54 protein-coding genes are annotated in these 22,029 nt (G+C 67.3%); 35 read left to right on the top strand and 19 right to left on the bottom strand.

Features of this window, described 5'->3' with window-relative positions; genetic code table 11:
- Positions 1 to 349: 349 nt before the first annotated feature.
- From ABZU91_RS05865 to ABZU91_RS05815, 11 genes are all read right to left on the bottom strand, one after another.
- Positions 350 to 643 carry a hypothetical protein gene (locus tag ABZU91_RS05865; RefSeq protein WP_355234498.1) on the bottom strand — a complete coding sequence of 98 codons (294 nt, stop codon included), beginning with the start codon at positions 641 to 643 and terminating at the stop codon, positions 350 to 352.
- 191 nt (positions 644 to 834) lie between these two features.
- The gene (locus ABZU91_RS05860; protein WP_355234495.1) at positions 835 to 1,248 is read right to left on the bottom strand and encodes a hypothetical protein; all 414 of its coding nucleotides are present in this window, start codon (positions 1,246 to 1,248) and stop codon (positions 835 to 837) included.
- Positions 1,245 to 1,655: a hypothetical protein gene (locus ABZU91_RS05855; RefSeq protein WP_355234492.1), complete on the bottom strand. Its 411-nt coding sequence runs from the start codon at positions 1,653 to 1,655 to the stop codon at positions 1,245 to 1,247. The genes ABZU91_RS05860 and ABZU91_RS05855 overlap by 4 nt, the downstream gene beginning before the upstream one ends.
- Complete coding sequence (locus ABZU91_RS05850; RefSeq protein WP_355234489.1) at positions 1,652 to 2,146, bottom strand: DUF6292 family protein; 495 nt, start codon at positions 2,144 to 2,146, stop codon at positions 1,652 to 1,654. Before ABZU91_RS05850 ends, ABZU91_RS05855 begins: the two co-directional genes overlap by 4 nt.
- Positions 2,147 to 2,162: 16 nt before the next feature.
- The gene (locus tag ABZU91_RS05845) at positions 2,163 to 2,426 is read right to left on the bottom strand and encodes a hypothetical protein (protein WP_355234486.1); all 264 of its coding nucleotides are present in this window, start codon (positions 2,424 to 2,426) and stop codon (positions 2,163 to 2,165) included.
- Entirely contained in the window at positions 2,423 to 2,704 is a 282-nt protein-coding gene (locus ABZU91_RS05840; RefSeq protein ID WP_355234483.1) for an FHA domain-containing protein, read from the bottom strand. The genes ABZU91_RS05845 and ABZU91_RS05840 overlap by 4 nt, the downstream gene beginning before the upstream one ends.
- Positions 2,701 to 3,057, bottom strand: a complete 357-nt coding sequence (locus ABZU91_RS05835) for a hypothetical protein (protein WP_355234480.1) — start codon at positions 3,055 to 3,057, stop codon at positions 2,701 to 2,703. The genes ABZU91_RS05840 and ABZU91_RS05835 overlap by 4 nt, the downstream gene beginning before the upstream one ends.
- An 86-nt stretch (positions 3,058 to 3,143) precedes the next feature.
- A complete protein-coding gene (locus tag ABZU91_RS05830) occupies positions 3,144 to 3,350 on the bottom strand; it encodes a hypothetical protein (RefSeq protein ID WP_355234477.1) in 207 nt (68 codons plus the stop codon).
- Positions 3,351 to 3,368: 18 nt separating this feature from the next.
- Entirely contained in the window at positions 3,369 to 4,094 is a 726-nt protein-coding gene (locus tag ABZU91_RS05825; RefSeq protein ID WP_355234474.1) for a GIY-YIG nuclease family protein, read from the bottom strand.
- A 205-nt stretch (positions 4,095 to 4,299) separates the two neighbouring features.
- Positions 4,300 to 4,914: a hypothetical protein gene (locus ABZU91_RS05820; RefSeq protein WP_355234471.1), complete on the bottom strand. Its 615-nt coding sequence runs from the start codon at positions 4,912 to 4,914 to the stop codon at positions 4,300 to 4,302.
- 109 nt (positions 4,915 to 5,023) lie between these two features.
- Entirely contained in the window at positions 5,024 to 5,248 is a 225-nt protein-coding gene (locus tag ABZU91_RS05815) for a hypothetical protein (RefSeq protein WP_355234468.1), read from the bottom strand.
- A gap of 185 nt (positions 5,249 to 5,433) precedes the next feature.
- Between ABZU91_RS05815 and ABZU91_RS05810 the strand changes: the two genes are divergently transcribed.
- From ABZU91_RS05810 to ABZU91_RS05720, 19 genes are all read left to right on the top strand, one after another.
- Positions 5,434 to 5,928: a hypothetical protein gene (locus tag ABZU91_RS05810; protein ID WP_355234465.1), complete on the top strand. Its 495-nt coding sequence runs from the start codon at positions 5,434 to 5,436 to the stop codon at positions 5,926 to 5,928.
- A 1-nt stretch (position 5,929) separates the two neighbouring features.
- Positions 5,930 to 6,160 carry a hypothetical protein gene (locus ABZU91_RS05805; RefSeq protein WP_355234462.1) on the top strand — a complete coding sequence of 77 codons (231 nt, stop codon included), beginning with the start codon at positions 5,930 to 5,932 and terminating at the stop codon, positions 6,158 to 6,160.
- Positions 6,157 to 6,354 (top strand): hypothetical protein, encoded by a 198-nt coding sequence (locus tag ABZU91_RS05800; protein ID WP_355234460.1) that lies wholly within the window; start codon positions 6,157 to 6,159, stop codon positions 6,352 to 6,354. The genes ABZU91_RS05805 and ABZU91_RS05800 overlap by 4 nt, the downstream gene beginning before the upstream one ends.
- Positions 6,351 to 6,506 (top strand): hypothetical protein, encoded by a 156-nt coding sequence (locus ABZU91_RS05795; protein ID WP_355234457.1) that lies wholly within the window; start codon positions 6,351 to 6,353, stop codon positions 6,504 to 6,506. The genes ABZU91_RS05800 and ABZU91_RS05795 overlap by 4 nt, the downstream gene beginning before the upstream one ends.
- A complete protein-coding gene (locus tag ABZU91_RS05790; RefSeq protein ID WP_355234454.1) occupies positions 6,503 to 6,850 on the top strand; it encodes a hypothetical protein in 348 nt (115 codons plus the stop codon). The genes ABZU91_RS05795 and ABZU91_RS05790 overlap by 4 nt, the downstream gene beginning before the upstream one ends.
- On the top strand, positions 6,847 to 6,990 hold the full coding sequence (locus ABZU91_RS05785) for a hypothetical protein (RefSeq protein ID WP_355234451.1): 144 nt from the start codon (positions 6,847 to 6,849) through the stop codon (positions 6,988 to 6,990). The genes ABZU91_RS05790 and ABZU91_RS05785 overlap by 4 nt, the downstream gene beginning before the upstream one ends.
- A gap of 75 nt (positions 6,991 to 7,065) precedes the next feature.
- Positions 7,066 to 7,221 (top strand): hypothetical protein, encoded by a 156-nt coding sequence (locus tag ABZU91_RS05780; protein WP_355234448.1) that lies wholly within the window; start codon positions 7,066 to 7,068, stop codon positions 7,219 to 7,221.
- Between the two features lie 89 nt (positions 7,222 to 7,310).
- On the top strand, positions 7,311 to 7,460 hold the full coding sequence (locus tag ABZU91_RS05775; protein ID WP_355234446.1) for a hypothetical protein: 150 nt from the start codon (positions 7,311 to 7,313) through the stop codon (positions 7,458 to 7,460).
- 32 nt (positions 7,461 to 7,492) lie between these two features.
- Entirely contained in the window at positions 7,493 to 7,756 is a 264-nt protein-coding gene (locus ABZU91_RS05770; RefSeq protein ID WP_355234443.1) for a hypothetical protein, read from the top strand.
- 93 nt (positions 7,757 to 7,849) lie between these two features.
- Positions 7,850 to 8,047 carry a hypothetical protein gene (locus tag ABZU91_RS05765; RefSeq protein WP_355234440.1) on the top strand — a complete coding sequence of 66 codons (198 nt, stop codon included), beginning with the start codon at positions 7,850 to 7,852 and terminating at the stop codon, positions 8,045 to 8,047.
- Positions 8,040 to 8,846, top strand: coding sequence for a hypothetical protein (locus ABZU91_RS05760; protein ID WP_355234437.1), 807 nt, complete (start codon positions 8,040 to 8,042; stop codon positions 8,844 to 8,846). The genes ABZU91_RS05765 and ABZU91_RS05760 overlap by 8 nt, the downstream gene beginning before the upstream one ends.
- Positions 8,831 to 9,106 carry a hypothetical protein gene (locus ABZU91_RS05755; RefSeq protein ID WP_355234434.1) on the top strand — a complete coding sequence of 92 codons (276 nt, stop codon included), beginning with the start codon at positions 8,831 to 8,833 and terminating at the stop codon, positions 9,104 to 9,106. Before ABZU91_RS05760 ends, ABZU91_RS05755 begins: the two co-directional genes overlap by 16 nt.
- Entirely contained in the window at positions 9,103 to 9,225 is a 123-nt protein-coding gene (locus tag ABZU91_RS05750) for a hypothetical protein (protein ID WP_355234431.1), read from the top strand. The genes ABZU91_RS05755 and ABZU91_RS05750 overlap by 4 nt, the downstream gene beginning before the upstream one ends.
- Before the next feature lie 132 nt (positions 9,226 to 9,357).
- The gene (locus ABZU91_RS05745; protein ID WP_355234428.1) at positions 9,358 to 9,510 is read left to right on the top strand and encodes a hypothetical protein; all 153 of its coding nucleotides are present in this window, start codon (positions 9,358 to 9,360) and stop codon (positions 9,508 to 9,510) included.
- The gene (locus ABZU91_RS05740; protein WP_355234426.1) at positions 9,507 to 9,770 is read left to right on the top strand and encodes a hypothetical protein; all 264 of its coding nucleotides are present in this window, start codon (positions 9,507 to 9,509) and stop codon (positions 9,768 to 9,770) included. Before ABZU91_RS05745 ends, ABZU91_RS05740 begins: the two co-directional genes overlap by 4 nt.
- Positions 9,767 to 9,934, top strand: coding sequence for a hypothetical protein (locus ABZU91_RS05735; RefSeq protein WP_355234423.1), 168 nt, complete (start codon positions 9,767 to 9,769; stop codon positions 9,932 to 9,934). The genes ABZU91_RS05740 and ABZU91_RS05735 overlap by 4 nt, the downstream gene beginning before the upstream one ends.
- Complete coding sequence (locus ABZU91_RS05730) at positions 9,931 to 10,089, top strand: hypothetical protein (RefSeq protein WP_355234420.1); 159 nt, start codon at positions 9,931 to 9,933, stop codon at positions 10,087 to 10,089. Before ABZU91_RS05735 ends, ABZU91_RS05730 begins: the two co-directional genes overlap by 4 nt.
- Positions 10,086 to 10,208, top strand: a complete 123-nt coding sequence (locus ABZU91_RS05725) for a hypothetical protein (RefSeq protein WP_355234417.1) — start codon at positions 10,086 to 10,088, stop codon at positions 10,206 to 10,208. Before ABZU91_RS05730 ends, ABZU91_RS05725 begins: the two co-directional genes overlap by 4 nt.
- Positions 10,205 to 10,411, top strand: a complete 207-nt coding sequence (locus tag ABZU91_RS05720) for a hypothetical protein (protein WP_355234415.1) — start codon at positions 10,205 to 10,207, stop codon at positions 10,409 to 10,411. Before ABZU91_RS05725 ends, ABZU91_RS05720 begins: the two co-directional genes overlap by 4 nt.
- 70 nt (positions 10,412 to 10,481) lie before the next feature.
- Here ABZU91_RS05720 and ABZU91_RS05715 read toward each other — a convergent pair whose 3' ends face one another.
- On the bottom strand, positions 10,482 to 10,694 hold the full coding sequence (locus ABZU91_RS05715; protein ID WP_355234412.1) for a hypothetical protein: 213 nt from the start codon (positions 10,692 to 10,694) through the stop codon (positions 10,482 to 10,484).
- An 81-nt stretch (positions 10,695 to 10,775) separates the two neighbouring features.
- On the opposite strand from ABZU91_RS05715, the gene ABZU91_RS05710 reads away from it, so the two are divergent.
- The 14 genes from ABZU91_RS05710 to ABZU91_RS05645 all read left to right on the top strand — a co-directional run bounded on the left by ABZU91_RS05710 (position 10,776) and on the right by ABZU91_RS05645 (position 16,003).
- Positions 10,776 to 11,231 carry a hypothetical protein gene (locus tag ABZU91_RS05710; RefSeq protein WP_355234409.1) on the top strand — a complete coding sequence of 152 codons (456 nt, stop codon included), beginning with the start codon at positions 10,776 to 10,778 and terminating at the stop codon, positions 11,229 to 11,231.
- A 138-nt stretch (positions 11,232 to 11,369) separates the two neighbouring features.
- Positions 11,370 to 11,882 carry a hypothetical protein gene (locus ABZU91_RS05705; protein WP_355234406.1) on the top strand — a complete coding sequence of 171 codons (513 nt, stop codon included), beginning with the start codon at positions 11,370 to 11,372 and terminating at the stop codon, positions 11,880 to 11,882.
- Between the two features lie 13 nt (positions 11,883 to 11,895).
- Complete coding sequence (locus ABZU91_RS05700) at positions 11,896 to 12,087, top strand: hypothetical protein (protein WP_355234404.1); 192 nt, start codon at positions 11,896 to 11,898, stop codon at positions 12,085 to 12,087.
- A gap of 72 nt (positions 12,088 to 12,159) precedes the next feature.
- Entirely contained in the window at positions 12,160 to 12,339 is a 180-nt protein-coding gene (locus ABZU91_RS05695; protein WP_355234401.1) for a hypothetical protein, read from the top strand.
- An 86-nt stretch (positions 12,340 to 12,425) separates the two neighbouring features.
- Entirely contained in the window at positions 12,426 to 12,749 is a 324-nt protein-coding gene (locus tag ABZU91_RS05690; RefSeq protein WP_355234398.1) for a hypothetical protein, read from the top strand.
- Between the two features lie 44 nt (positions 12,750 to 12,793).
- On the top strand, positions 12,794 to 13,399 hold the full coding sequence (locus ABZU91_RS05685; protein ID WP_355234395.1) for a hypothetical protein: 606 nt from the start codon (positions 12,794 to 12,796) through the stop codon (positions 13,397 to 13,399).
- Between the two features lies 1 nt (position 13,400).
- On the top strand, positions 13,401 to 13,634 hold the full coding sequence (locus ABZU91_RS05680; RefSeq protein ID WP_355234393.1) for a hypothetical protein: 234 nt from the start codon (positions 13,401 to 13,403) through the stop codon (positions 13,632 to 13,634).
- 2 nt (positions 13,635 to 13,636) lie between these two features.
- A complete protein-coding gene (locus ABZU91_RS05675; protein WP_355234390.1) occupies positions 13,637 to 13,834 on the top strand; it encodes a hypothetical protein in 198 nt (65 codons plus the stop codon).
- A 132-nt stretch (positions 13,835 to 13,966) separates the two neighbouring features.
- The gene (locus tag ABZU91_RS05670) at positions 13,967 to 14,326 is read left to right on the top strand and encodes a hypothetical protein (protein ID WP_355234387.1); all 360 of its coding nucleotides are present in this window, start codon (positions 13,967 to 13,969) and stop codon (positions 14,324 to 14,326) included.
- A gap of 5 nt (positions 14,327 to 14,331) precedes the next feature.
- A complete protein-coding gene (locus ABZU91_RS05665; RefSeq protein ID WP_355234385.1) occupies positions 14,332 to 14,859 on the top strand; it encodes a hypothetical protein in 528 nt (175 codons plus the stop codon).
- Positions 14,860 to 14,876: 17 nt separating this feature from the next.
- Positions 14,877 to 15,104: a hypothetical protein gene (locus ABZU91_RS05660; RefSeq protein ID WP_355234382.1), complete on the top strand. Its 228-nt coding sequence runs from the start codon at positions 14,877 to 14,879 to the stop codon at positions 15,102 to 15,104.
- A complete protein-coding gene (locus tag ABZU91_RS05655; protein ID WP_355234380.1) occupies positions 15,101 to 15,340 on the top strand; it encodes a hypothetical protein in 240 nt (79 codons plus the stop codon). Before ABZU91_RS05660 ends, ABZU91_RS05655 begins: the two co-directional genes overlap by 4 nt.
- A complete protein-coding gene (locus tag ABZU91_RS05650; RefSeq protein WP_355234377.1) occupies positions 15,337 to 15,660 on the top strand; it encodes a hypothetical protein in 324 nt (107 codons plus the stop codon). The genes ABZU91_RS05655 and ABZU91_RS05650 overlap by 4 nt, the downstream gene beginning before the upstream one ends.
- A 16-nt stretch (positions 15,661 to 15,676) precedes the next feature.
- Positions 15,677 to 16,003: a hypothetical protein gene (locus ABZU91_RS05645; protein WP_355234375.1), complete on the top strand. Its 327-nt coding sequence runs from the start codon at positions 15,677 to 15,679 to the stop codon at positions 16,001 to 16,003.
- 23 nt (positions 16,004 to 16,026) lie between these two features.
- Here ABZU91_RS05645 and ABZU91_RS05640 read toward each other — a convergent pair whose 3' ends face one another.
- From ABZU91_RS05640 to ABZU91_RS05625, 4 genes are all read right to left on the bottom strand, one after another.
- Positions 16,027 to 16,224, bottom strand: coding sequence for a hypothetical protein (locus ABZU91_RS05640; protein ID WP_355234373.1), 198 nt, complete (start codon positions 16,222 to 16,224; stop codon positions 16,027 to 16,029).
- A gap of 31 nt (positions 16,225 to 16,255) precedes the next feature.
- Positions 16,256 to 16,642 (bottom strand): hypothetical protein, encoded by a 387-nt coding sequence (locus tag ABZU91_RS05635; protein ID WP_355234370.1) that lies wholly within the window; start codon positions 16,640 to 16,642, stop codon positions 16,256 to 16,258.
- A gap of 4 nt (positions 16,643 to 16,646) precedes the next feature.
- Positions 16,647 to 17,468: a hypothetical protein gene (locus ABZU91_RS05630; RefSeq protein WP_355234367.1), complete on the bottom strand. Its 822-nt coding sequence runs from the start codon at positions 17,466 to 17,468 to the stop codon at positions 16,647 to 16,649.
- 435 nt (positions 17,469 to 17,903) lie between these two features.
- Complete coding sequence (locus ABZU91_RS05625; RefSeq protein WP_355234364.1) at positions 17,904 to 18,134, bottom strand: helix-turn-helix domain-containing protein; 231 nt, start codon at positions 18,132 to 18,134, stop codon at positions 17,904 to 17,906.
- A gap of 96 nt (positions 18,135 to 18,230) precedes the next feature.
- Here ABZU91_RS05625 and ABZU91_RS05620 point away from each other — a divergent pair, with 96 nt between their 5' ends.
- A complete protein-coding gene (locus ABZU91_RS05620) occupies positions 18,231 to 18,440 on the top strand; it encodes a hypothetical protein (RefSeq protein ID WP_355234361.1) in 210 nt (69 codons plus the stop codon).
- Positions 18,441 to 18,564: 124 nt separating this feature from the next.
- On the opposite strand, the gene ABZU91_RS05615 is transcribed toward ABZU91_RS05620, so the two are convergent.
- Positions 18,565 to 19,077, bottom strand: a complete 513-nt coding sequence (locus ABZU91_RS05615; protein ID WP_355234358.1) for a hypothetical protein — start codon at positions 19,075 to 19,077, stop codon at positions 18,565 to 18,567.
- Between the two features lie 57 nt (positions 19,078 to 19,134).
- On the opposite strand from ABZU91_RS05615, the gene ABZU91_RS05610 reads away from it, so the two are divergent.
- On the top strand, positions 19,135 to 20,001 hold the full coding sequence (locus ABZU91_RS05610) for a hypothetical protein (protein ID WP_355234356.1): 867 nt from the start codon (positions 19,135 to 19,137) through the stop codon (positions 19,999 to 20,001).
- On the opposite strand, the gene ABZU91_RS05605 is transcribed toward ABZU91_RS05610, so the two are convergent.
- Together ABZU91_RS05605 and ABZU91_RS05600 are read right to left on the bottom strand one after the other, a co-directional pair.
- On the bottom strand, positions 19,998 to 21,422 hold the full coding sequence (locus ABZU91_RS05605; RefSeq protein ID WP_355234354.1) for a helix-turn-helix transcriptional regulator: 1,425 nt from the start codon (positions 21,420 to 21,422) through the stop codon (positions 19,998 to 20,000). The genes ABZU91_RS05610 and ABZU91_RS05605 overlap by 4 nt on opposite strands.
- A gap of 180 nt (positions 21,423 to 21,602) precedes the next feature.
- On the bottom strand, positions 21,603 to 21,959 hold the full coding sequence (locus ABZU91_RS05600) for a hypothetical protein (protein ID WP_355234351.1): 357 nt from the start codon (positions 21,957 to 21,959) through the stop codon (positions 21,603 to 21,605).
- Positions 21,960 to 22,029 lie beyond the last annotated feature (70 nt).

Here is a 22,029-nt window from a genome sequence, read left to right as displayed (position 1 = left end):
GGTGCGGTGCTGCCGGCTCGATCGGCCGGTGAAGGTCGGGCCGATCGCAGCACACATCCCATCCGGAGTGGGCGGGGCAGCATTCGGTCTGACCCGAGGTGGGGCAGTGATACGGGGTGCACGGCTTCCGGGTCAGGTCGCCAGCGGCGCGGATCGCGTCACCGATAGCAGTGACGGCCCGGCCGAGGGTGCTAGCGACGGCGGCGATGGCCAGGGCGTCGCGAGGGGATTCAGCCACGGCGCACCGGCTCGTGCGCCCGGTCGCCTCCGCAGGTTCGCCACAGCCATCGGTCCACCCATTTGCCCCACACGTCGGTGTAGATGCTCTCGCCGCATCGGCTGCATGTCGTCACTGGCCCCACCTCGCAACAGCCCGCATCGGCTCAGGTGCGCTCACGCCGTCCGGTCGCGGGCCCAGCCAGTCCGGCCAACGCGGCGGATCCCACTGGCTTAGAACGGCGTCCAGGCGGGGCGCGTGCTGGGCCAGGGTGAGTAGGTCGTGCGCGATCTGCGGTGCCGGGACACCCCGAGTCCGGCAGTCTTCGATGAGTTGTTTCAGTTGGTCGGCGGTGATGGGTCGCCGCTCCACGAGTCGCCGGTTGTCGTCGAAGAATTCGAGCACTGCGGCGGTGGGTTCGGTCATTGTGCGTCTCCGTTCGATTGGTCGTTGTGTGGTTCGCGGCGCAGGTCCCGCTTCAACTGCAACCTCACCTGCTTGTCGGATCGTTCCCGCGATGGACAGTCACGACCAGGCGGTTTGTGGCAGGTCGGGCACCACGGCGGGTGTGCCCTGCCGGGCATGCGCGCCAGGTTCGCCACGGTGTCTCCGATCGGTCAGGCGCGCTCGGCGGCGGGCGGTGTGATCGTGTACCCGGCGTCCCGCAGAGCGTCCAACGCGACGTGCGCAGCCACCCACGCCGTCGTGTGCCCCAACGACCCCGGCATCATCCCAGCGGCATCCCAGCCGTAGAACGCCGCCGCCAGCGGGCGGACACCCGGGCGGTCGTGGAAGCCTTCCGCCGGCTCCGACCAGCCGGGCAACACAGTCGGATGATGCTTGACGTGGCAGTCGGTGTCCTCGCAGGTGCTGCCCGGGTAGGTGACCCGGTGGTCGCCCCACGATTCGGTGCGGTCGGTGGGGGACAGGTAGGGGCCGCAACGTTGCCGGTCGATTTCGGGGCGCTCCTCGTGGGTGCGGCCCAGCTCGAAATCCCACCCGGTGGTTGACCGGTCGTAGGCGGCGGTCACCGCCGCGCCTCCGTCCGATCATGGGTGCGGTGGAACAGCAGAAACGTCTTCCGGTCTTCGATGAGTGTCGTGTACCGGCCCGGCGCCCGACACAGGCGGACCGGGGTTCGTGCCTCCCACCAACGGCGCAGCACGCTCACGCGCTCTTCCCAGTCGGCTGCGGTGGCGTCGGGCAGCCACGCTGTGATGGAAGCCGTGTTGGCGCGGGAATCGGGGTCGCCGGGCGGAGCCTCGTGCGCCGTGCCGGTGTCGTCGACGAACCGGCCGAACCCGTCGACCAGGTCCACGGTGAGGCTGCGGGTGTTCGCGTCCACCCCAACCCGGGTGACGGTGAGGCCGTCAACGTCTGCGTCAAGGTCGGGGTCGCCGGGCATCGCCAGCAGGGCGGTGGCAGGGTGGCGGGTCACGGTCGTGTCTCCGCGTACCGGCGCAACGCCAACTCGAACGGGACGTCGTCCTCTTCGCTGTCGTGGTCGGGAAAGTCCACGTCCGGGTGCCCGTCTGCTGTCAGTTCGATCGTCAACCCGGCTTTCTCCGCGACGGCCAGCGCCACCGACGCTGGCGCGGCCACCCGCTCAACACCCAGGTCGTACACGTGGCGGGAGTCCCGGCCGTGCGGGTCGTCGACCGTGTTGAGGAACCAGCCCCGGTCCTCAGTCCACCCGACGTTGACCTCGTCGTGCGACCAGATGGGCTGCCCGTCGATCGTGCCCTGCCGGTCCAGGTCCAACGAGATGTTGCCGTTGCGTGGGGCGTTCGGCTCGGCGTCCCACGATTCGACCGGGAAGCCGGCCGCTTCGAGGGTCTTCGCGACCGCCCGCATGTATGGCTCGTGCGCCTGGAACCAGGTCGGGCCTTCGCCGTACAGGTTGTTCATGGTCGGTAGTGCGTCGGTCATGGTCGTCTCCTTCGGGTCAGCCGTGCGAGACGGCGGGGGAAAGGTCGGCGATCTTTACGCAGGCACGGCAGCCCACCGCCACGGTGTCCCGCATGACCAGGATCAGATCCGGCCCACGAGTGCCGAGCACAACACCGCACAGGGCAGCGATCGGTGGTGCGACCACCCGGCAGTCGCACCCAAGCACTGACGCCGCACGAATGATCCCGCTGGGAACATCGGCGTAGTGGCTTCGACCGGAGCCGAGGTTGCGAACCTTCAGGCGGGCAACGTCGGTCACCGCTGTGCCCCCGTCCACGGGATTGCGGTACGCCCACCCAGCCACAGCGTGTCGCCCACCAACATTCGGCGGGGGCCATACACGCGCACCTTGCCGCTGCCGCCACTGGCGGTCATCTGCAACCAGGTGCCGTTCGTGGAGCCGAGGTCTTCCACCCACACCCCGCCGGCCTCATCGACGCTGACGCGTGCGTGACGGGATGAAACGTACGGGTCGTCGTGGACGCGCACGTCGCAGTCAGCGGCAGTGCCGACGGTGAACGTCTGCACGGGGGTCACCGCTGCACCTCCGCCCACTCCTGAAAGAGCAGCCGCGCCGACAGTCGCCGCACAACCGGAGGGTTGCCGGACAGGTTTTGCACCGTGTCAAAGGCACCCTCGCGGTCGTCGCACTCCCACACCGCGCCGGACTTGGAGTCCGGGTTGTGGAGGCGAACACCCCAGTCGCGGTCGGCTTCGAACAACACCTGAACAGCGTCGGCGAGCCGTCCGTAGTAGTCCCACTGCTCCGGCGGGTGCACCTCCGACTTGCAGCCGCAGTCCCCATCGTGAAGGCGCTTGATGATCAGGTTGTGCATCTCGGCTTCGGCGGCCTCGCGGTCGCGGCGGATCTCGTCCTCAACAGTGGTCATGGTGTTCTCCGTTCGTCGGTGCTGGCAGGTGCTGGCACTTGCTGTGGCGTTTGCTATCGGGTTGCTACGGGGTTGCTGTGCCCGGTTCAGATCGTCGGGCGGTACTCGGCGGACGGCCGGACCGTCACCTCGATCGTTCCGTCCTCATCGGTCAGCGTCAGCACGGCGGGCAGGTTCGGGTCCGCCCAGTCCTCAACCCCGGTCCACCCCCGGTCTTTGACCTTTTCCGCGAGGTAAGACAGCCACACTCGCGTTGCCGTCTTGCGGGTCGCACGCCAATCCTGCTCGGTCATGGTGATCTCCAATCCGGGTCAGCCGCGAGACACGGCGGGGGTGAGCAAGTCCATGCGGCCATGCTCGATCAGGTACGCCACCAGACGCTGGCGGGCCTCCGGGGTGTCGTTGTGCTGGTGGTTGAACAGGGGGCGGTGCTGCTCGATCGCGGACTTCTCGGCGGACTCCGCCTCGGGGCGCGACGGGAATCGGCGGATCTTCGAGTGGTCGGCAAACTCCGACCACGACGACTTCTTAGCGTGGCTGGATTGGCGGGTGGCCAAGTCGCCGGTGATGCCGATGTACAGAAGGACGTCGGCCGCGTCATACCAGAAGTAGAGGGCGGTCTCTTCGCGGCGAAGGTCAACAACGAAGTCCATCAGCAGGTCGAGCTGCATCCAAAGCGGGTCGGGGTCGCTGCCTCGCGATTGCTGAGCGTTGCGGCTGAGCTGATCCAGCAGAGCATCAAGGTCACCGTCGGTGTCCACCCCTTGCAGGCTGCTAGCCACGGACGAAGGCGTCACATCTACCTGTCCGGCCCGCAGCTTGACCATGGACTCGAAGATCGTGCGTCTGCCTCCATCGAAGTAGTGGGCACGGACGTTCGGGCCTGCTTCGTCCATCAAGGCGTTGCCGCCCCGGAGCAGTAGGGACAGGGCGCAGAACTCAAAGGTCTTGCGGAGTCTCTGATGCAACGGGTTCGCTGGGTCAAGCGGCACATCGGGAAGGACAAGCATCGGAGGCTCAGCGGTTAGCTCGGTCATCGGCGAATCTCCGATCGTGCCGCCGCTTCGCGAAGCGGAGCGGGAGAGGTCTTATGAGTGATCTCATGAGTGGTTCTATGAGTGTTGGGCGGAAGTGACTTCCGGTACCGCCGGAACTGACTTCCGGTACATGGCGGAACTGACTTCCGGTATACGCGGAACTGAGTTCCTATACCGGAAGTGACTTCCGGTATCTCGGCGACCGTCACCACTCGTCTGCCCTCGCTCGACGGAACAGCTTCCACGCATCGTTCGGGCCGTGCTCGCCGTACAACCTCTCACCGCAAGCGCGCTGCGAGGCATCCCACTCAAGGTGGCAGTCCACGGCGTCGCGTCCTCGCTTCGCCCGAGGGGCCGGACAGAACGAGAGCTTGCGCAAGTTGTAGGTCACTAGCTCCTGCCCGCCCTTGATGGTGACAGTGCAGTTGCCCTGCGGGGTGAACTGCTTCTCGCAGTACAGGCACCGGAAGTCCCGCACGTGAGGCCCGTAGGTGGGCAACCCCCGCCAGTTCTCGGGAATCATCAGGCGGTACTCGTCCGCCAGACGGCGGTGAGGCGAACCGAAGGCAACGCGCTCAGCCATGCCCATGCCCCGCAGCGCCTGCCATGCGGTGCGGACCGCCCGGTCACTCAGGCCCGTTTCTCGCTCGATGCGCTTGTTGCTGGGGTGACAGCTCGTCCCGTCGTCGAAGTCTCCGAAGTCCATGGCTGAGCGCGCCACGGTCTTCACGGATGGATCCACGAGCAGGACGCGGGTCAGCACGTTCCACCGGGCGATGAACGGCTTCTCATCGTCGTCGGGCGCGTGAAGGCGACTCACGGGCGGGCCTGCCGTGATCGCACACCAGTACGCCAAGTAGCTTGCATGTAGCGGGGTACCTCCCGTTAGGGGCTGGGGTTCAGGCGTTGGCGCGCCTCCCGGCCCCGACTTAGTTGCGGGTCCTGTTGGCCCGTCGATTCCGCAGGCGCTCGGCCTCGGCCCTCTTGAACGCTTCGCGCTGCTCATCGGTCATCGCGTCACGCCGCAGCATCTCCCGTGTGCGGTCGATGGCCGCTGCGATCTTCACTTGAGGCACCCCGTCAGCGATGGCGGCCCGCAGCGTCTCGCGGTACCGCTCCTCAGCTCGGGCGATGTCGTTCCACGCGTCGATCACATCTTGCAAGTTGGTCACCTCCCCATCGTCTTGCCTGCCTACTGTCGTTCGCAACTCTGGCTATGATCGTATGCCTGAATTACTTGACATGCAAGTCGGCAGCGACTACGTTCGTAGACATAAGGAACACGGCACCGGGAAGCGCGCCAACGCCGAACGGGGCCCCAATCGGGAGGTACCCCGAGATGAGCACCACTGTTCTCAGCACGCCCGGCCAGCAGGTCGTCTACACGACCCCGAACGGCCGAATCACCATCACGCTCCAGTACGTCCGCGAGAACGCCTACACCGTCACCACGATGCAGGGCACCCTCCGCATCACGGAGAACTGCGGCAGCTACGACAGCGAGACCACGGCCCGCCTGATCGCCCGGGGTTACGCGGAGATGTACCGCAACGAGAACCCCGCCGAGCCGACCACCACGGTCCGCCGCCGGCAGGTCCCCCCAACGATGGCCGGGGCGCACCTCACCAACCCGTCGGACGCCGGCAACCGTGTTCTGCGCGCCGCCGCCAACAACGGTGGCACCGTCAACCGGTCGGCTGCGGCGACGGTCGTGCAGCTCAAGTCGCTGGCCCGCAAGGGTCTGGTCACCCTCAACTACGCGTCGGGTACCGGCCTCCGCAAGGTCGTCGCGTCGGCGACGCTGACCGAGCGTGGCCGTAAGGCGGTGGCCTGAGATGGCCACGCTGACGCTGTCGAACCCGGAGGACCGGGACGCCGTCACCAACGCGGGTGACGTCGAGCAGGTGATGGCGACGCTGATTCGTCTCGCCAACGACTACCGGGGCCGCGCCGGCTACGAGGGTCGGGTTGCCGAGCTGGACGCCGCGATGGATGCGGTGGACACGGTCACGGCCGCCGACCTGAACGAGCTGACCACGCACGTGCGGACGGGGGCCTCTCGATGACCGGGCAGGCGAACGACAACACACCGAAGGCGCAGATCACTCGGGTGCGCCGCCGCAACAACACGCTGCGGGTGACGTACACGGACGGCCGGAAGGTGACTGTTCCGCAGGCGGTGAACGGCCCGTTCGCGTCGCGGGTGTCGTACGGGTTCGGCCCTGGCCGGGCGATCAACGTCCAGGCGGTGACCCGGTGACTCGGCTGCGCCGCATCTTCGGCACGCACGGTCAGCACCGGCCCGGTTTCGTCCGGCCGCTGTCGGACGCACATCCGGCGTCGGACCCGTGGGCGAAGGCTGAAGCGGACGATCCGCTGACCGACACGATGCAACTGGCGGTGATCTTGTGAGCTTCTTCGACAAGATCCGCCCCGGGCACGGCTCCCGCAACGACGGCCCCGCCTTCCACGACCTCAAGCCGCAGGCACTGCCCGCCGACTACGGGACGCACCCCGACTGGTGCCGTCAGGGCCACGACGGGCCGTGTTCCATCTCGTTCGCGGTCACCGACCCCAACGGGGTGCGGGTGAAGTTGACCGTCGGCTACAACGACGCCGACTGCGACACCACCCTGACCGTCGAAGTTGGGGGACGGGCGGCACGGCTGGACGGGGACAACGCCCGCCGCAGCCTTCTCCGGCTCACCGGCTGGCTGACCCCGACCACCCGCAGGCGACCCAAGGCGAAGCAGTGACCGCCCGGGTGGTTCGCCTGGACGACCGGCGGCCGGAGCAGCGCCGCCGCGACGACCAGGTGTTCAACACGGTCAACGAGGTGCGCGCCGACCTGAGCAAGCCGACGCAGCGCACGAGCAAGCAGCGCAACCGCAAGTAGCACCGCCGGCCCCGTCGAGGGGCGGGGGCGGCGCACCCATCCACGCCTGTTTCATCCTGATTCGAGGAGATCACCATGTACGCCAGCGCCACGATCGCCCACACCACCCGCGAGGTTCGCCGCCCCATCACCGTCGACTCCGGGGACGGGCAGCGCACCATCCGCGTTCGCACGGGTCGCAGCACCGCCCGCCGTGCCGCCATCAACGCCTCCTACGGGTACGGCCGCTGACCGCCTGCCGGTAAGCCTGCCGGGCTCGGCCACCCGTCCGAGCCCGCGCAGGGTCACCGCAGACCATCAGACGACAGCAGGAGAAGCCAATGACGAATCGCTCCGAGTCCGTGATCCCGTCCGTCACCGAAACCCTCCGCGCCCAGGACCGGGAGCAGCGAGACAAGCAGGCCGGCGTCGAAACACCGATCTCCCGCCGTACCGCGCGGAAGATCGCCGAGCAGAACAGCAAGCGCTGACCGTCCGGTTGGCCGACATCGAAGGAGCACCAATGCAGATCGCCGAAACGAAGACCACCCACCCCATCGACGGATCGCCCCGCTGGATCGTCGCCGGACCCGCCGGGCAGGTCATCTACGACGTCCTCGGTAACCACCTGGCGCTGATCTACCCCGACGGGGAGGTGGACGCGATGGGCAAGGAGTACGCCGATGAGGCCCGCAACGTCTCCGAGTACTTCGACGACAACACGGTGTTCCGGCTGCTCGGCGACCACTACGACAAGGTGCTGTCGCGGCGGGGCGAGAACCGCTGACCGCCTGCAAGTGAGCCTCCCGGGCTCGGCCATCACGTCCGAGCCCGGGTGCGGGGTCACCGCAGACCAGCCAACGCACACCGGAGGGCCAACATGCGCTACCGCTACTTCATCTCCTACGCCCATCAAAGCGGGTACGGCAACACCGAACTGCACCGCGACCAGCCCATCAGCAACCACGACGATGTCGCTGCTATCGGCACCCGGATCGCCGCCCGTAACAACCTCCCGTGGGCGTGCGTCCTCAACTTCCAGCGGTACGAGGAGCCCCGGACGGCGTTCAATGAGTGACACCGCCGACGACTACACGCAGCCCGCCGCGCGCCAACCCTACGACCTGGAAACCGACACCCTCGCGCAGGACTGCTGGACGAACAACCCGCCCGAGCTGGCCGTGCTCGAAGGCGCCTACTTCGGCTACCGGATGGGCGACCACATGACCGGTGAGCTGCTGGCCGCAACGAATCAGGCGTTCGCTGCCGGGCTGCTGCGGGAGAACCCTCATAGGCACGGATGGTTGGTCACCAAGCCGGGGGAGCTGCGTCTCGCCGAACTGTGGGGCGTCAACCGGGTGCCACCCGGCGGGGGTGGGCACGTGTCCTGCTGGGTGCACGGCACCTACGTGGTTGCACCGGGTGACCTGTGGACGTGCCCCGACTGCCCCACGACCGACGACAAGTCGCTGTCGCAGGTGCAAGCCGACGACGACCCGATCGTCGCCGGGGTGCTCGCCGAACTGCGGGCCGCCGACATTCGCCGCATCCACGACGGTGACCTGACCGCCGACGAAGCCGCGGTGCTCGCCTCCATCTACGACGGCGCTGTGGTGCGCCGCGATGGCCGGTGGGTGACATCAGTCAACTACACGGCCGGACTGCTGGCCGACGCCGGCATGGCGTGGGTGCAGGTCGACCCGGACGGTGTGGAGCATTTGACGCCCACCGTTGAGGGTGAGATCGCGCTACGGCAGCAACCCGACCAGCCCGACGTTCCGGTCGTGCGCGTGTGGCCTGCCTGGCTGCTGTGGCTGGCCGGCGCACTGTGTGTGCTCGGTGCCGTCTCTGGTGTGGCCTTGTGGATGGCGCGCTGATGGGCGCGCAGTGGTGGTCGTGGGCGTTGACCCTGATCGGCCTCACCGGATGGTGGCTCACCGGCCGCCGACTCTGGCAGGGCTGGGCTGTCAGCCTCGCCGTGCAGGCCCTCTGGTTGGCGTACGCGCTGACCACCCGGCAGTACGGGTTCATCGCCGCCAGCGTCGCCTACGGGGCGATGGCGTCACTCAACCTGCGGCGGTGGCGCAACGACGCGCGCACCGCACACCAGTCACCTGACGAAAGGAATCGACCATGAGTAAGCAGCAGAACACCCAGCAATCCAGCGTGTACGGGGACCTGTCCGTGCGCACCCGCCAGCAGGTGGCCGTGAGCAAGGCGACGGCAGCCAGCGAGATCAAGCCGAACAAGAAGTAGTTCCGCACGGGGGCGGCCCCAGCCCTAGACAAGCGTGGCCGCCCCCACCGATCCCGATCACGGAATCCACCCGGCCAAGGAGCACCCACTCAACGGCCGGGCCGACCAACCCATCCCGAAGGAGCGTCAGCCATGGCCAAGCCTAGTAAGCCGCAGTACGACATGCCGAACATGCAGGCGGTGCGTAACGAGACTCGCCGCCTCAACGACCCGAAGGCCACCTACCACCTCGCCGAGGTTGCCCGCCGCGCCCAAGCCGAGGGTGCCGCGAGGCGCGGCAAGTGACCGCCCCGCAGCGTGTCAACCCGGCGCGCATCCGCAAAGCCAACCAGGCGCGACTGGTTGCCGCAGTGGCCCTGTGCGTGAACCTCGCGGCGTCGTTCATGCTGCTTGCCGGACTGCTCGCCCACCTGGACGTCATCGCCGACCGGTGGCAGGTGCTCGCCCCGGCAGGCGTGATCGTGCTGATGGTCGCCTTCCCGATCAGTCTCGCCGCCGGGCAGCTCGCCGACCGGTACCGGCAGCCGGCGGGCGGCGACCAGTGAGCGCGCCGCAGCGTCCCGACCCGGTCGAGGTGAACCGCAAGGCGTCCGCCGTGTTCGGGGCGATGGCCGCGGGCGCGTCCGGACGCCGATCCACCTACGACGGGCGGGACGGCACGTGGACCACCGAGCACGGCCGCGACAGCGGCGAGACGGGCCGGACGTGAGCCGCGAGCAGGCGGGGGCGGACGTCAACGCCCGTCCCCGCGCCACCCGCCCCGTCGACTACGAGTCGACGACCACCATCTGCCCTGCGTGTCTCACCGACCAGCAGACCGACGTGTGCCCCACCGACTGCCCAACCCGAGAGGAACGCCGATGATCCCGCCCCTGCTCAACACGGTCCGACCCACCATCCACCGCCGGCGCTTGCCCGCCACCGTCGGCCGCGTGAAGCCTGCCCAGCCCACCACCGCTGCCACCGTCAAGGAGAACCGATGAGCGCGAACACCCTGACCCGGCTGCCCGTCGACCCGCGTGACGCGGCGTTCGGGGTGCAGGTCGGTGACCCGCTGATGGTGGACGTCGACGGGCACGGCTCCGGCTGGGCGATCATCGCCGTCCACTCGGACGCCTACGACCTGTACCGGGACGGCCGTGACCTGTACGCGGTGCCGCACCACCTCGTGCACCAGGTCCGCTAGGGAGGCGGCAGACGACGACGGCTGGCAGGGCGGGCATGCATCCCCCTGCCAGCCGTCTCTGCGTGCCGATCTAGCGCATTGGCTTGCCGAGGTGCCGGTAGACGGTCTTCCGCTGGACCTGGGCGGTGTCGGCGATCCAGGAAACGGGGATGCCTTGCCCGTCGGCCTTGGCCATGAGTTCGTCGGCTTCCCTGTCGAGCCGCTTGCGTCGTCGAGCAAGCCGGGCGAGCGCGTCGAGTGTGACGCGTTGCGCTTCGTCGGGAGTGAACGTGGGCCGTGGCATGAGGCAAGAGTAACTGTTCCCCTTGACACACTCAACCTGGGCCCGTTACTGTTTACATACACCCACTAACGAGGAGTCAGGATGCGCCGCACGATCACCGACACCGCCAACCGGCTCCGCAACACCGACACCCTGACGGTCGACGGCAAGCCGCAGCTCATCCTCGACATCGCCGACGCCCCGACCCGTGCCCGGCCCGCCCGGCTCGCCATCACCGTTTGCGACCCGAACGGCTCCCTCGCCGACATGGACGCCAGCCACGTCATCCACCTCAACGCGGGCGACACCGTCACCTTCGAGCCCGGCAGCATGCACCTCGCCGACGTGGCCGGGCGACGTCCCGGCGGCCCGACCGACAGCCAGATCGCCGGGATCCTCGCGTTTGAGGCCGCCAACCCGAACGGTCGGATCACCCCCTACACCCTGTTCTCCGGCGAGGCCATCGAGCAGCGGCGTGCGGAACTGTTCGCCGAGCGGGCCGCGAACCCGGTGACCAACGAGAGCATCCGCGCGATGCTCGCCAACCTGCACCGCTGACCACAACACCAGAGCGTGGCCCCGCTCCCGTAGGGATCGGCCGACTGAGAGGTCACAGCCTCGAAAGCGCCGGCAAGACTGCGGGCTTCCGAAGTTCCCTTGGGGAGCGGGGCCACCCAACGCACCGAGGGAGTCGAGATGCAGGCCATGCCGAAGCTTTCCAAAGCCGCCATCCGCGCACTTCAGGCCGCCGCAGACGGCACCCTCGGCCGCAACAACAGCGGCGACGTCACCATCAACCTCGGCGGCGCCACCGTCAAAGACCTCCACGTCCAGCAGCTCACCGACCTCGGCTACATCACCGACGGGGCCACCACCCGCTACCGGCAAATGTTTGCCATCACCACCGACGGCATCGCCGCGCTCCCCGCCGCCGACGTCGTCTGCCCCGGTTGCAACACCCCCCTGGGTGCCCCCGGCGTAACCCCCAGCCGCAAGCAGCAGGGCTGGTGCGACATGTGCGCCCCCGACCACACCACTCACCTGATGCTCGCCGGTGATTTCACGATGTTCTGCGGCACACCGATGCGCGACATCACCACGGACCCGGACGCCGACGCCACCGTCTACGACGCGCTGTTCGGCTCGAACACCACCAACTGCCTCGACTGCGCCCGCGTCCTGCGGGACCGCAACAAGCGCAACCGCTGACAGGAGAACCGAGATGAGCGAGGACGCCGCGTTGGGTGAGGCGGAAGTCAGCAAGGCCGACGCGCTGGCCGTGATCGGCAAGGTGTGGGCCGGCAACTGCGGCAACGAGCTGTGGCGAGCGTTCTGGGCTGGTGACTACGCGAAGGCGCGCGACATCGCCGCCCGCAAGGTCGCCGCGCAGGATGAGGCGAGCGCCAACAACTGAGCACCCCGCCGGTCGGCCGCAGGAGGCCGCAAGCCCGGACGTCATGTTCCGGACCGAATTAAGGAGCCGCACGTGAGCGATCTGATTCCCTACGGCGAAGTGCTCGACGGAGAAATTGTCGATGACACCTGCCAGCGGTGCGGCGACCCGGGGACATGGCAGATCGATCCGTACGCGGCCGAGATCGAGAACGAGGAAGTCATGATCTGCCTGTGCGGTGACTGCTTGCAGGAGCGGTACGACGCGATCTGAAGCCCTCGCCCGGCCGCGATGGTGCTGGTTCCAAACCAGCCGAGGGCACAACACCGAACCCCCAACCAGCAGCAGGGAGCAAGCCCATGTCGACGAACTACTATCTGCGGACCGCCGACACGGCCGCCGACTCGGAGGGCGTCCACCTCGGGCAGTACGCCGCCGGAGGATTCACGTTCCGCGCGCACCCCGACCGGGGCGTTACCGACTACTCGACGTGGCGAGCCCAGCTCGACAGCGGCGAGATCGTCAGCGAATCCGGCGGGACCATCACTCGCGGCGAGATGATCCTGATCGCCGCCGAGCAGAGTCGCATCCCGTCGTGGGTGGAGCGCGGCACCACCCATTCGGGCGGCGCTGGCTTCTACGACATGGACGGACGGCGCTGGCTGACCGTCGAGTTCTGCTGACCCCTTCCCCGACAACTCACCCGACCAGCAGCAGGGAGAGCCTGATGAGCAACCCGACCGCCACCGACGACCCGGCTATCGCCCTCCGCCCGCAGGCGGTCACCGCCGTACGGCAGGCGCAGGCCGAGCGGCCCGACAACTTCAAGATCTGGGCGACGAAGCTGCTCCGCGACGCCACCGGCTGCTACCTGGGCGACGGGGCGCGGGCCGTGGAGTGGGCCATCGACCACGTGGCGGCAATGCGCCTTGACGGGCACCGGGTGCCGACCACCAGTGGGTGGCGGTACGAGTTCCCCAACGGGCAGACCGCCAGCGTGGTCAACGAACTGACCATGTGCGGTTGCATCGGCCACACGGTCTGCGGCTACCACACGCAGGTCATCGCCGACCTCATCGAACGGCTCGACGAAGCCGAGGCCGACGGTGACACCCTCGCAGCGGCTGGGTCCGCCGCAATCTCACCGAGCGGAGCAACTGACATGACCAGAGTTACCGACAACAACGGCCGGGGTGCACGCGCCGCCGGCAGCAAGCGGAAGCCCGGCGGACTGGCCGCGCAACTGCTCGCCGCCGTGGAGTTGTTCGGGGTGGATGACACCCGGGCGGCGCTGCGTGAGATCCGCGACCGCGACGCAGCGAAGGAGAACTGAGATGCTGGCTCGACTTCGCACGATCGACACCGACCTCAAGCGCGCCGCGTTCGTCGTCGCCGGCATGTGCGCCCTCATGTTCGTCGCCGGCATCGTCCTGTTCGTTGTCACCGGGGACGCCGGTCTGATGGCTGCCGCCGTGGCGGTGTTCAGCCTGATCTTTGGTGGCGTGGCGATCCTCGCCGGGTTGTGGCAGGTATCCGTCCGCATCTTCCCCAGCCAGAAAGAGGACTGACCATGCCCACCCCGAAGCTGTCCCGCGAGTTGATCGCCGAGCTGCGGCGGTTCGCCGACGAGTACGAGCAGGCCCACCGGGAGGGGCCGTACACGGAGTCAACGGTTCGTTCGCGGGTGGGTCACGCGAACCGGTTCATTGACTTCTTGGAGGGCCGGTACGACCCGACGGCGGACTACGGGAAGCGGATCGTGCCGTGAGTGGCGGTGGGGCCCGGTCGCCTTCGGGTGGCCGGCTCTTTTTAGTGGTGGCACAAGTCGATGGTTGCTAGCGTGTGGCTAGTGCGCTAGCATATGGTTAGTAGACGTGATGTAGACGAAGGAGCGCCACCCATGACCGAGCGCACCGACCCCGTAGTCATCGAACTCAACTGCGAGGCGAACCCATCGACCGACACCGTCGAAATCGACCGGGCCGAGTGGGATGCGATGACGCCGAGCGATCGAGCCGTGATGCTCAACGACATGGTCGACGAGCACATCAGCACCTCAGGTGGCGGTGGGTGGTACATCGCCGACACTGACGACGAGGCGTCCGTCGGAACCACGCCGACCAAGGTCGCTCTGCCGCTCGCCGACAACGCAGCCGTGCTCGACGCCGTTGAGAAGTGGCTCATCGGTCGCGGTTTGGGCTACGAGGCCCGCGACCTGCTCGCCCGCATCGACGCCGCCATCACCGGCAAGGAGGCGTGATCTCCATGTCGAAGCTCAAGACGTACGCCGTCGGCATCAACACCCACGTGCACTCGGACATCTTCGCCATGCTCGACCAGCCCAGCCACATCCGGCAGGCGAGAGTCCTCGTCGTCGCCCCCACCAAGGCTGCGGCAATCAGCTACCCGAGCACGGTCCCCGGCCGCTGGGTCGGCACCCCGTTCACCTCGGAGGTGCGCGTAGCGTCCGGCAACGACGTGGATGCGCTGGCTGTTGCCGGCGTCCTCGACACCCCGGCCGTATTCGTCATCCCGCACGGTGGGTGGTCCGGCAACGGCGTGGTGCGAGTCGACGAAAACGGTCCGAAGTTGATCGGGCATTTCAACCGCGCCGACGGGACGGTGCAGTTCGAGCCGGTCGGTACGGTCACCGTCAAGTTCAGCCCCACCGCAGTGTCGGCCCTCGCCGCCCTGCTCGGGCTCGTGTACTACGACGACCTCGCGCAGTCGTGGCGGGACATGCTGCCTGGTGATCTGCTGGACGCAATGAAGTCTGTGGCGGAGGCCCAGTGACCGCGAAGGATAAGGCCTTGTCCGCTCTGGCCGCGCACCGGGACCGCGCCGCCAAGCTGCGCGCCCAACTCGATGACAAGGACGTGGAGATGGTGGCCGCGTGCCGGAACGCCGGGGTGACGTGGCGGGAGATCGGCGCAGTGTTCGGTGTCACCGAAGTGACCGTGATCAAGAAGTACAACAAGAAGCTGACCATCGAGACGCGAGTACGGCCCAAGACCAGCAGCAGCGAGGAGAAGCCATGACCACCTGCCCCGTGCACGCCATCACCATCGTCGGCTGCCCCCACCCCAACCCCGCCGACACCTACCGGGACAACACCCGCGACCGGGTGAACGCCTACCTCAACCATCTGCGGGACAGCCACCCGGACGCCACCGTCGACCAAGCCGTCCAGTGGCTGCCGGAGGGTGTGCGCAGCAACCTGGCCCAGCAGTACGTGCGCGGGCAGTTCGCCACCAGCAACCAGGAGACGTCATGACCGTTCAGCGCATGACCTTCGGGCGGGCCGTCCTGGCAGCCCTCGCCGACCCGGTCCGCTACCTTGGCGGCGGCCCCACCACCGGCACCACCAACACGTACACGGTCACCGACGCGCCCGCCATGCTGCTCTCCAACGGCGGCGGGAAACTCACCTTCCGCCCCACCAAGGTTGTCGTCGACTACCGCAACGGGCGCTTCCACCGGATGCGGATCTCCGGACCAGCCCCCGGACACGCCGGCTACAAGGTGGTCCGCCGGTTCGACCGAGAGCGGGACGTGCCCGAGTGGGCGCACAAGTACCTCGGCGAAAACATCTGACCGCAAGGGAGACATCGTGCCGACCCTCGAAGAGAACGCCCGCACCCGCGCCGCAGCCGTCGAAGCCGCCAAAAAGGCAATCCGTGACGACATCGGCAACCTCGATGCGACCGCCGTGGACGCCGCCGCGCAACACATCGTCGACCACCTGTACCAGCTGCGGCAGCGACGTGGCCTCGCCGCTGTCCGCACCCTCACCAACTCCGTCAAGGTGTCTAACTTCCGCCACAAGGAGGTGGAGCGTGCGCCGGGAAAGCCTTCCGCGCCGCTGGGGCATTACGCGTTCTTCAGTGCGGTATTTGCCGCTCGAACGGTGATCGTGGAAGCGAACGAGCGCGGTTGAGGCGGCGGCTTCGTCGTTTCCCGCTACTCGCACCCGTCGACCGCGCCCCGCCCATCGGCCTCGCAGCAGTCCGCCCGGTGCCCGTACACCGGCAACTCCTTGCCCCGGTGGTCTGCCTTCTGCCCGGTCCGCTCGTACAGGCACGCGCCGCGCACCACCGTTTCACCGCCGCCATTGATCACACGACCATCGGCGGGACCACCCCTGAGCAGCACCTTCACGTGGGTGAGGGTAGCTCGCTGGCGGCAGGCGTCACCCAGGCCGGTCGACCTTGAGGTAAACCATCGGCTCCCCGTCGGGTAGGCGCACCAGACCATCCGCGTCGGCAGTCACGACGGCCGCAGGCTCTGTTTCGCCGGGGTCCGAGTACAGAAGCACTCGCGTGCCCTCCGGGACCGGCGTGCCGATCGGCTCTGGTCGCGGCGGTTCTGGTGCCTCGGCGGCAGTGACCGCATCCCGCAGCGCGTCCCGCACCTCATCCCACGCCTCGCCGGGGAGGTTGGTGGCATCGGTGAGCATCGAGCGAAGAGTGCCAGCTTCGAACCGGGACTCGAACGCGGCGGCAAGGTCGTTGAGCCGGTCGCGTGGATGGTGCGGCGTGGGCGTGTAGACGGTGCCATCAAAATTCACTCGGGTCATGCCTTCATCCTGCCTGCTCCGGCAGGCTGAACCCCTCGCGCAGCAGCCAGTTGTCCAACGCGTCCCCACCTTGCTTGTCGAGCAGCGACGCGACATAGCTCCCTGGGCGGTCGATCGGGTTCTCTTGCCGTTGGCGCAGTGCGTCGTAGACAGCGTTGGTGGGGAATGTGCCTCGGTTCCAGTTCTTGACGCCCTGCGACATGATCCGTTCGCCGAGGGTGGCTCGGAAGTCGTCGCGGTCGTTGAGGTACCAGTTGCCTCGTTGCTGCGGGATCGAAGGTTGATCGTCAACGGCAGCAGGTTGTGAATCGAAGTCACCCGCCCCGGAGGGAGCGAAGCGAGTGGAGGGGGAGCGATTCTCTTCTGTGCAGGGTCGATCTAGTTCACCTTGATCTAGTTGTGGTTCTTCTAGTTCGTGTGCGCTCTGGCTCACTAGGGTGGTGTGCTCTGGCATACCAGGGGTGGTGTGCTGTGGAGCACTACCCCTGGCGCTGTTCTTCTCCGGCCAAGACACGAGCAGCAGCGTGTACCGGTTGGTGTCGTTAACGTTGCGTAGCTCGTTGCGGCGGCACTCTTTCTCAACCAACCCGTTGCCGATCAACTCCGCGATGTACCGGTCAACCGCGCGGGCGTTCTTGAGGCTCATCCGCTTCGCCAGGTTGGACCGGGACGGCCATACGTGTGCGCCGCCCCGCTGATAGTTGATGTGCGTCAACAGCAGCGCGTAGAGGTAGGCGGCATTGACGGTCAGTTTGCCGGCCGCAACGAGGTCGAGCAGTTCAACGGGGAGCCGGACGTGTAGGTCCGGGGGAGAGGTGGCGGTCATCGCACACCACCGGGTCGCACAGACGTGCGGGCAAGGTAGACTTGTACCTTGAGCATCGGGTCGCCTCCACGGGGCGATCAAGGGTCCGGCCAGCGCTCCAACGCTGCGATTCCGGACCCGCTTTTATTTGTCGTCCTTGATCCTACCTTGTGTCCGGATCTTGCTGACCTGGGCCGATGCCTGATCTGACGGCCGGTATGATCGATGTGCAGGGCGCTCCCGGGATGTGCGCTCCGCAACGCCTTAGGGCCTCGCCACGAGCGGGGCCCTTCGTGCATCCCCGGGCAGCAACTCGATTTGGCATTCGGCTCGGCTTGCCAAGGGTGACCCTCGCCGTGTTGGCAAAGAAAGCCCCGGCCGTCTGCCAAGGTTCGACATCCCGGCAACCTTCAACCCAGAGTTGAGAGTTGGCCGCTGAGCAGCACGTCCCCACCGTCAAGCAGGCTGAGGCGGCTCGCCCGATGGTTGTCGCGTCTTGCCTTTGCGCCAACCGTGGCCCGGCCGCTCCCTGAGCCAGGCGTCCACGCTCGCCACCGCCCATAGCGGGGTTCGACCCACGTATTGGTCGGGCTCAGGAATGTCGCCACGTGTGCGGTAGCGGTGCACGCTGCTGCGCTGGATGCCGAGGCGGGCCGCGAGTTCGTCGCTGGTGAGGAAGCCTTCCATGCCACTCAAGATACGTTGTCCTGTTGGGCTTGACAAGCAACTCCGGACCGGCTTAACGTTGTCCATGTCAACGCGACAACAACCCCGGAGGCAGCAATGGCCGACACCACGCTCACCCTGCCCGCCATCGGCACCCCCACCCGACTCACCGTCCGCTACGGCGACAACCAGACCGCGCACCACACCGGCACCCTCGCCGACGTCAGCGACACGGACGTGACCCTGACCATCGACAACGGACCCCGCCGCCGCCCCGGTGCCGGCTACTTCCGCCTCGCCGACGTCGTGAACGTCGAGACGATCTGACCCCGCCCGCACCTGACACGACGAAGCCCCGGCCGTCACCGGTCCGGGGCTTCGCTCACCAGCGGTACTTCGGAAGGCGTCCAGTCTAGGGCGGCAGTGGGTGTCACTGGCCGCGTGGATCGGATCAAGCCGCCTGTGGCCACTGTCCCCACTGCTCGCCTGGAGGCGGGCCGAACACTTCGTCGAATGGCCGTGGCATCCCGGCGGGGAAGGACACGTAACCGCCAGCCTCACCCACCGACGGCAGGCGGCAGAACTGCAACACCTCCGCCGGAGTCGCGACCCCCATGTTGGCGAACACGTAGTAGATCGGCAGGTCCCGCTCGGCCCACATCCGCACGTGCGCCCGCAGCGCCTTTCGGGACACCGTGAAGGTGTGGGCGGCCTCGCCCCGCATGGAGCACTTCCCGTCGATCAGTACCAGCGTAGAGCCCTGGCAGGCCACAAGGTCGGGATCCCATCGCATCTGCGAATCGGTGGTGCCGAGCGCCCGCCGGATCGACTCGGGCAGCACGCCTTGCCCGTAAGGGGCAACGGTCCACAGTCGTAGCTCCAGCTCACGAGCGATGCGGTGTTCGTGGTCGTCGCCGACGGCCTTGCGCGCTGCCCATTGGTTACTGCCGTTGCCCATCGTCATCTTCACACCTACCGTGTAGTACGTTCGACACTGCCCGACGTACTACACGGTAGGAGAATGGCACCCATGGACCTAGTCCCAGACCCGTACCAATTTCGTCCCACGCTGTGGCCGGGCGGTCTGGTGGATCCGTTCCCGCTCTGGCCGGTTCAGGACGTGGTGGTCGACGGCGATTGGATTCGGTGGCCAGAGCAGAGTGGCTGGCCCGACGAAGACGAGCCGGTGCACCTGCCGGTCGACTTCTGCATCCGAGAGTTCCTGGAGGCGGATCCGGACGACCTCCACGTCGTTGCCGAGTGGATGCGTCAGTACGGACGCCTGATGTCGTTGCAGCGGGATGACCTGCCGTTTATGACCGCCTTCGACATCGCAAGAGTTCCAGCCGATCCGCCGCTTATCCGTGGCAGCGAACCTGCGGCCAGCTTGCCGCTGCCACGGATGACGGTACTTCACGGCGGTGGCGGTTTCCACCGCGACGTTGTCAAGGCATGGCTATCTAACGCTCAGCAGAGCGTGCGCATCTGGCTCGTGTCTCGCCATCCATGCGGGCTCGAAGCCCTGGCGTTTGCCAAGACGGAAGATGTCGGACTGATCGACCACCAGGTTCCGATTGACATCGACGACCTTGTTTTGACGATGAACGCTGCCCTTCGGCCGATGAGCGTCCGAATCAGCGCTGATTTCGAATCAGACATGCCCGTCCTGGGCACAATCAATACCAACGTATTCGTGCAGATATACAACTATATGTCAGAGGAAGTCTCACTGAAGCGCTGCGCCAACCAAAACTGCGGAAGGGCGTTCATTCGGCAGCGGGGTCGCGCCAAGTACGGGCAGCATCGTGCAAACGGAGTGGTCTACTGCTCGCGAGAGTGCGCGCGGGCTCAGGCGCAGCGCGAGTTGCGTCGCCGCCGGACGCCTTAGCTGCTCCCGTCGCTCGGCAGCAGCACGTGTCGCCACTGCCACGCCAGTTCAAGGCACCCGGCCCCGGCAGGCGCGACCTTCCCCGAGTCCAACAGCGACCGCACCCCGTCCTCTGTGAACGGGAACCGCTCGGCCACCACCTGGCCCTCATCGTTGCGATCAACGAAGTCAGCAGCGAGGGAGTCGAACACGTCGGCATCCACAACAAGCACGGTCAGGATCTCGCCGACGAGGGTCAGCGCATCCAACGCCACCCCCAGGCAGTGCACCCGCAACCGACCCGACGCCCGCGCCTCATCCAGCACCGCGAACGGACCCGATCCGTAGTCGACCGGTTGGCCGTGCCCGTCCGCCTCCGCCAACCCCAACAGTTCCTCCGAGAACTCGCGTTGGATGTTGCGCCACAAGTCGAAGTCGGCGGCACGCGCGGCAGGCAGCAGCGACGACGGTTGGAAAATCCCCGACGGAATGACCTGCAACATGCCGCCGGCGGCAGTGACAGCCCGAGGATCACGCCGGTGCATCAGGAACTCGGCCCGGTCCCCATCCCGGCGGATCGTCAGCGTGGAGATCGCGGGCATGACCGGGCGACGCGACAAGTCGAACGGGGAACCCACCAGCCGCCGGTACGGCAAATCCCGCAACGCTGGTGCCGACGCCGGCAAGCCGTCCGCGTCCAGGGCCACGTACGCCAGCTCGTGGGCGACCGCCTCGAAAACGTCGGCGCACCCGAAGTACGTGGTGTCGCCGAACCCGATTCGTTGCTGCGACCAGTCGACGTCCAACAGCCGCCACGCGTGCCGGTCCTCGAACAGCCGCGGTGGCATCAGATCCCGGATCGCCCGCGTGTACCTCGGATACGTGCGCATCAGCGTCTCGTCCGGCAACACCCGGGCCGCCTCACGCTCCGAGCCGTCACACAGGGGTGGCGCCGCATCCGGTAGTTCCGCGATCGTGACGTCCGCCAGGTCGACGGGCGCGTCGGGAATCCATCCCGGACCGGCGATCAGGCCCGTGGAGGTGACCGCGGTCGACCCGTACAAACCGGCGGACGTCTGCGCCAACGCGTGCCGGTTGGCGTTCAACAGGCGGCGCACCCGACGCCACTCATCCTGCGACGCCTGCACCCGGGGATCCTGCTCATCGCCCATGAACCACTCGTCCTCTGCGCTCGACCGCTGACGGGGAAGCGGCGCCGACGGAATCCCGAGCTGGGCGACCTTCACCCCGAACACGTCCGCCAGCGCACGCCGAAACAGTGGCAGCGGAGCCACACCGCGCTCCCACCGCGACACCGTCCCCGCCGTCGTCGATACCTGTCCGCCGGAGCGGGTGGTGATGGCGTCGGCGACTTCCTGCTGAGACATGCCGGCGGCTTCGCGTAGCTCACGGAGCCGGTTCGGTGGTGCTGCCTGACTCATGGTGCCCGCCCCTGGGTGCGCATCGGTACGGCTTCCACTGGTCAGCGTATGGGCCGTGGTGTGGCGACGCCCAGCGGCAGCCCAGTCGCGGCCGGATAGGAGCCGTTCCATGCGGCTGCGCGGCGGAACACGCTGGGGTCATGAACGCGGCAGGCGGTCATCGGGAGGTGGGGGAGTGCGTCAGGTCGGATCTTCGGAGTCGCCGCGGAAGGCGCGGCGCCGCTCGTCGAATAGCCGGAGCACGTCAACCGGGTTGCATTCGCGCTGCGGCTTCTGCGGTGCGCCGGGGATCTTGCGGTGCCCGATGACGCCCGACTTCACCAGCGTGTGGACCTTCGTGCGGCCCATGCCGAGCAGCGTGGCAACGGAACCGGTTTTCAACCACTCACCGGCGCGTGCCCGGCGTTCAAGGTCGGCGACCTCGTCCTCTGGGTGCTTGGCCCGCTGCTCGTCCCCCATCACCACTGCTCTCAGCCGCTGGAATTTGCGGTGAGCGTACCCACTGTTCCAGGTGTTCGCGATCACCGCCGTGGCCATTGATGCCCTTCCGCTTCGATCGTGCTAGTGTTCAATCTGTTCGCACTGGTCTAACTGTTCGCAAGTCTGA

It is taken from the genome of Micromonospora sp. NPDC005174 (assembly GCF_040608495.1).
In the GTDB taxonomy this organism is placed as follows: Bacteria; Actinomycetota; Actinomycetes; order Mycobacteriales; family Micromonosporaceae; genus Micromonospora.
Note: the sequence above shows the minus strand (reverse complement) of the source record. Positions and strands in the feature narration are given on the sequence as shown.

Coding starts and splice junctions, on each gene's coding strand:
- ABZU91_RS05825 (WP_355234474.1), bottom strand. CDS start 4,094: ATGACCGAGCTAACCGCTGAGCCTCCGATGCTTGTCCTTCCCGATGTG.
- ABZU91_RS05835 (WP_355234480.1), bottom strand. CDS start 3,057: ATGACCACTGTTGAGGACGAGATCCGCCGCGACCGCGAGGCCGCCGAA.
- ABZU91_RS05675 (WP_355234390.1), top strand. CDS start 13,637: ATGCCCACCCCGAAGCTGTCCCGCGAGTTGATCGCCGAGCTGCGGCGG.
- ABZU91_RS05685 (WP_355234395.1), top strand. CDS start 12,794: ATGAGCAACCCGACCGCCACCGACGACCCGGCTATCGCCCTCCGCCCG.
- ABZU91_RS05700 (WP_355234404.1), top strand. CDS start 11,896: ATGAGCGAGGACGCCGCGTTGGGTGAGGCGGAAGTCAGCAAGGCCGAC.
- ABZU91_RS05710 (WP_355234409.1), top strand. CDS start 10,776: ATGCGCCGCACGATCACCGACACCGCCAACCGGCTCCGCAACACCGAC.
- ABZU91_RS05625 (WP_355234364.1), bottom strand. CDS start 18,134: ATGGAAGGCTTCCTCACCAGCGACGAACTCGCGGCCCGCCTCGGCATC.
- ABZU91_RS05800 (WP_355234460.1), top strand. CDS start 6,157: ATGACCGGGCAGGCGAACGACAACACACCGAAGGCGCAGATCACTCGG.
- ABZU91_RS05690 (WP_355234398.1), top strand. CDS start 12,426: ATGTCGACGAACTACTATCTGCGGACCGCCGACACGGCCGCCGACTCG.
- ABZU91_RS05665 (WP_355234385.1), top strand. CDS start 14,332: ATGTCGAAGCTCAAGACGTACGCCGTCGGCATCAACACCCACGTGCAC.
- ABZU91_RS05705 (WP_355234406.1), top strand. CDS start 11,370: ATGCAGGCCATGCCGAAGCTTTCCAAAGCCGCCATCCGCGCACTTCAG.
- ABZU91_RS05770 (WP_355234443.1), top strand. CDS start 7,493: ATGCAGATCGCCGAAACGAAGACCACCCACCCCATCGACGGATCGCCC.
- ABZU91_RS05655 (WP_355234380.1), top strand. CDS start 15,101: ATGACCACCTGCCCCGTGCACGCCATCACCATCGTCGGCTGCCCCCAC.
- ABZU91_RS05615 (WP_355234358.1), bottom strand. CDS start 19,077: ATGACGATGGGCAACGGCAGTAACCAATGGGCAGCGCGCAAGGCCGTC.
- ABZU91_RS05810 (WP_355234465.1), top strand. CDS start 5,434: ATGAGCACCACTGTTCTCAGCACGCCCGGCCAGCAGGTCGTCTACACG.
- ABZU91_RS05670 (WP_355234387.1), top strand. CDS start 13,967: ATGACCGAGCGCACCGACCCCGTAGTCATCGAACTCAACTGCGAGGCG.
- ABZU91_RS05720 (WP_355234415.1), top strand. CDS start 10,205: ATGAGCGCGAACACCCTGACCCGGCTGCCCGTCGACCCGCGTGACGCG.
- ABZU91_RS05600 (WP_355234351.1), bottom strand. CDS start 21,959: ATGGCCACGGCGGTGATCGCGAACACCTGGAACAGTGGGTACGCTCAC.
- ABZU91_RS05610 (WP_355234356.1), top strand. CDS start 19,135: ATGGCACCCATGGACCTAGTCCCAGACCCGTACCAATTTCGTCCCACG.
- ABZU91_RS05715 (WP_355234412.1), bottom strand. CDS start 10,694: ATGCCACGGCCCACGTTCACTCCCGACGAAGCGCAACGCGTCACACTC.
- ABZU91_RS05745 (WP_355234428.1), top strand. CDS start 9,358: ATGGCCAAGCCTAGTAAGCCGCAGTACGACATGCCGAACATGCAGGCG.
- ABZU91_RS05780 (WP_355234448.1), top strand. CDS start 7,066: ATGTACGCCAGCGCCACGATCGCCCACACCACCCGCGAGGTTCGCCGC.
- ABZU91_RS05620 (WP_355234361.1), top strand. CDS start 18,231: ATGGCCGACACCACGCTCACCCTGCCCGCCATCGGCACCCCCACCCGA.
- ABZU91_RS05765 (WP_355234440.1), top strand. CDS start 7,850: ATGCGCTACCGCTACTTCATCTCCTACGCCCATCAAAGCGGGTACGGC.
- ABZU91_RS05775 (WP_355234446.1), top strand. CDS start 7,311: ATGACGAATCGCTCCGAGTCCGTGATCCCGTCCGTCACCGAAACCCTC.
- ABZU91_RS05760 (WP_355234437.1), top strand. CDS start 8,040: ATGAGTGACACCGCCGACGACTACACGCAGCCCGCCGCGCGCCAACCC.
- ABZU91_RS05750 (WP_355234431.1), top strand. CDS start 9,103: ATGAGTAAGCAGCAGAACACCCAGCAATCCAGCGTGTACGGGGACCTG.
- ABZU91_RS05805 (WP_355234462.1), top strand. CDS start 5,930: ATGGCCACGCTGACGCTGTCGAACCCGGAGGACCGGGACGCCGTCACC.
- ABZU91_RS05635 (WP_355234370.1), bottom strand. CDS start 16,642: ATGACCCGAGTGAATTTTGATGGCACCGTCTACACGCCCACGCCGCAC.
- ABZU91_RS05650 (WP_355234377.1), top strand. CDS start 15,337: ATGACCGTTCAGCGCATGACCTTCGGGCGGGCCGTCCTGGCAGCCCTC.
- ABZU91_RS05630 (WP_355234367.1), bottom strand. CDS start 17,468: ATGACCGCCACCTCTCCCCCGGACCTACACGTCCGGCTCCCCGTTGAA.
- ABZU91_RS05605 (WP_355234354.1), bottom strand. CDS start 21,422: ATGAGTCAGGCAGCACCACCGAACCGGCTCCGTGAGCTACGCGAAGCC.
- ABZU91_RS05725 (WP_355234417.1), top strand. CDS start 10,086: ATGATCCCGCCCCTGCTCAACACGGTCCGACCCACCATCCACCGCCGG.
- ABZU91_RS05865 (WP_355234498.1), bottom strand. CDS start 643: ATGACCGAACCCACCGCCGCAGTGCTCGAATTCTTCGACGACAACCGG.
- ABZU91_RS05850 (WP_355234489.1), bottom strand. CDS start 2,146: ATGACCGACGCACTACCGACCATGAACAACCTGTACGGCGAAGGCCCG.
- ABZU91_RS05680 (WP_355234393.1), top strand. CDS start 13,401: ATGCTGGCTCGACTTCGCACGATCGACACCGACCTCAAGCGCGCCGCG.
- ABZU91_RS05830 (WP_355234477.1), bottom strand. CDS start 3,350: ATGACCGAGCAGGATTGGCGTGCGACCCGCAAGACGGCAACGCGAGTG.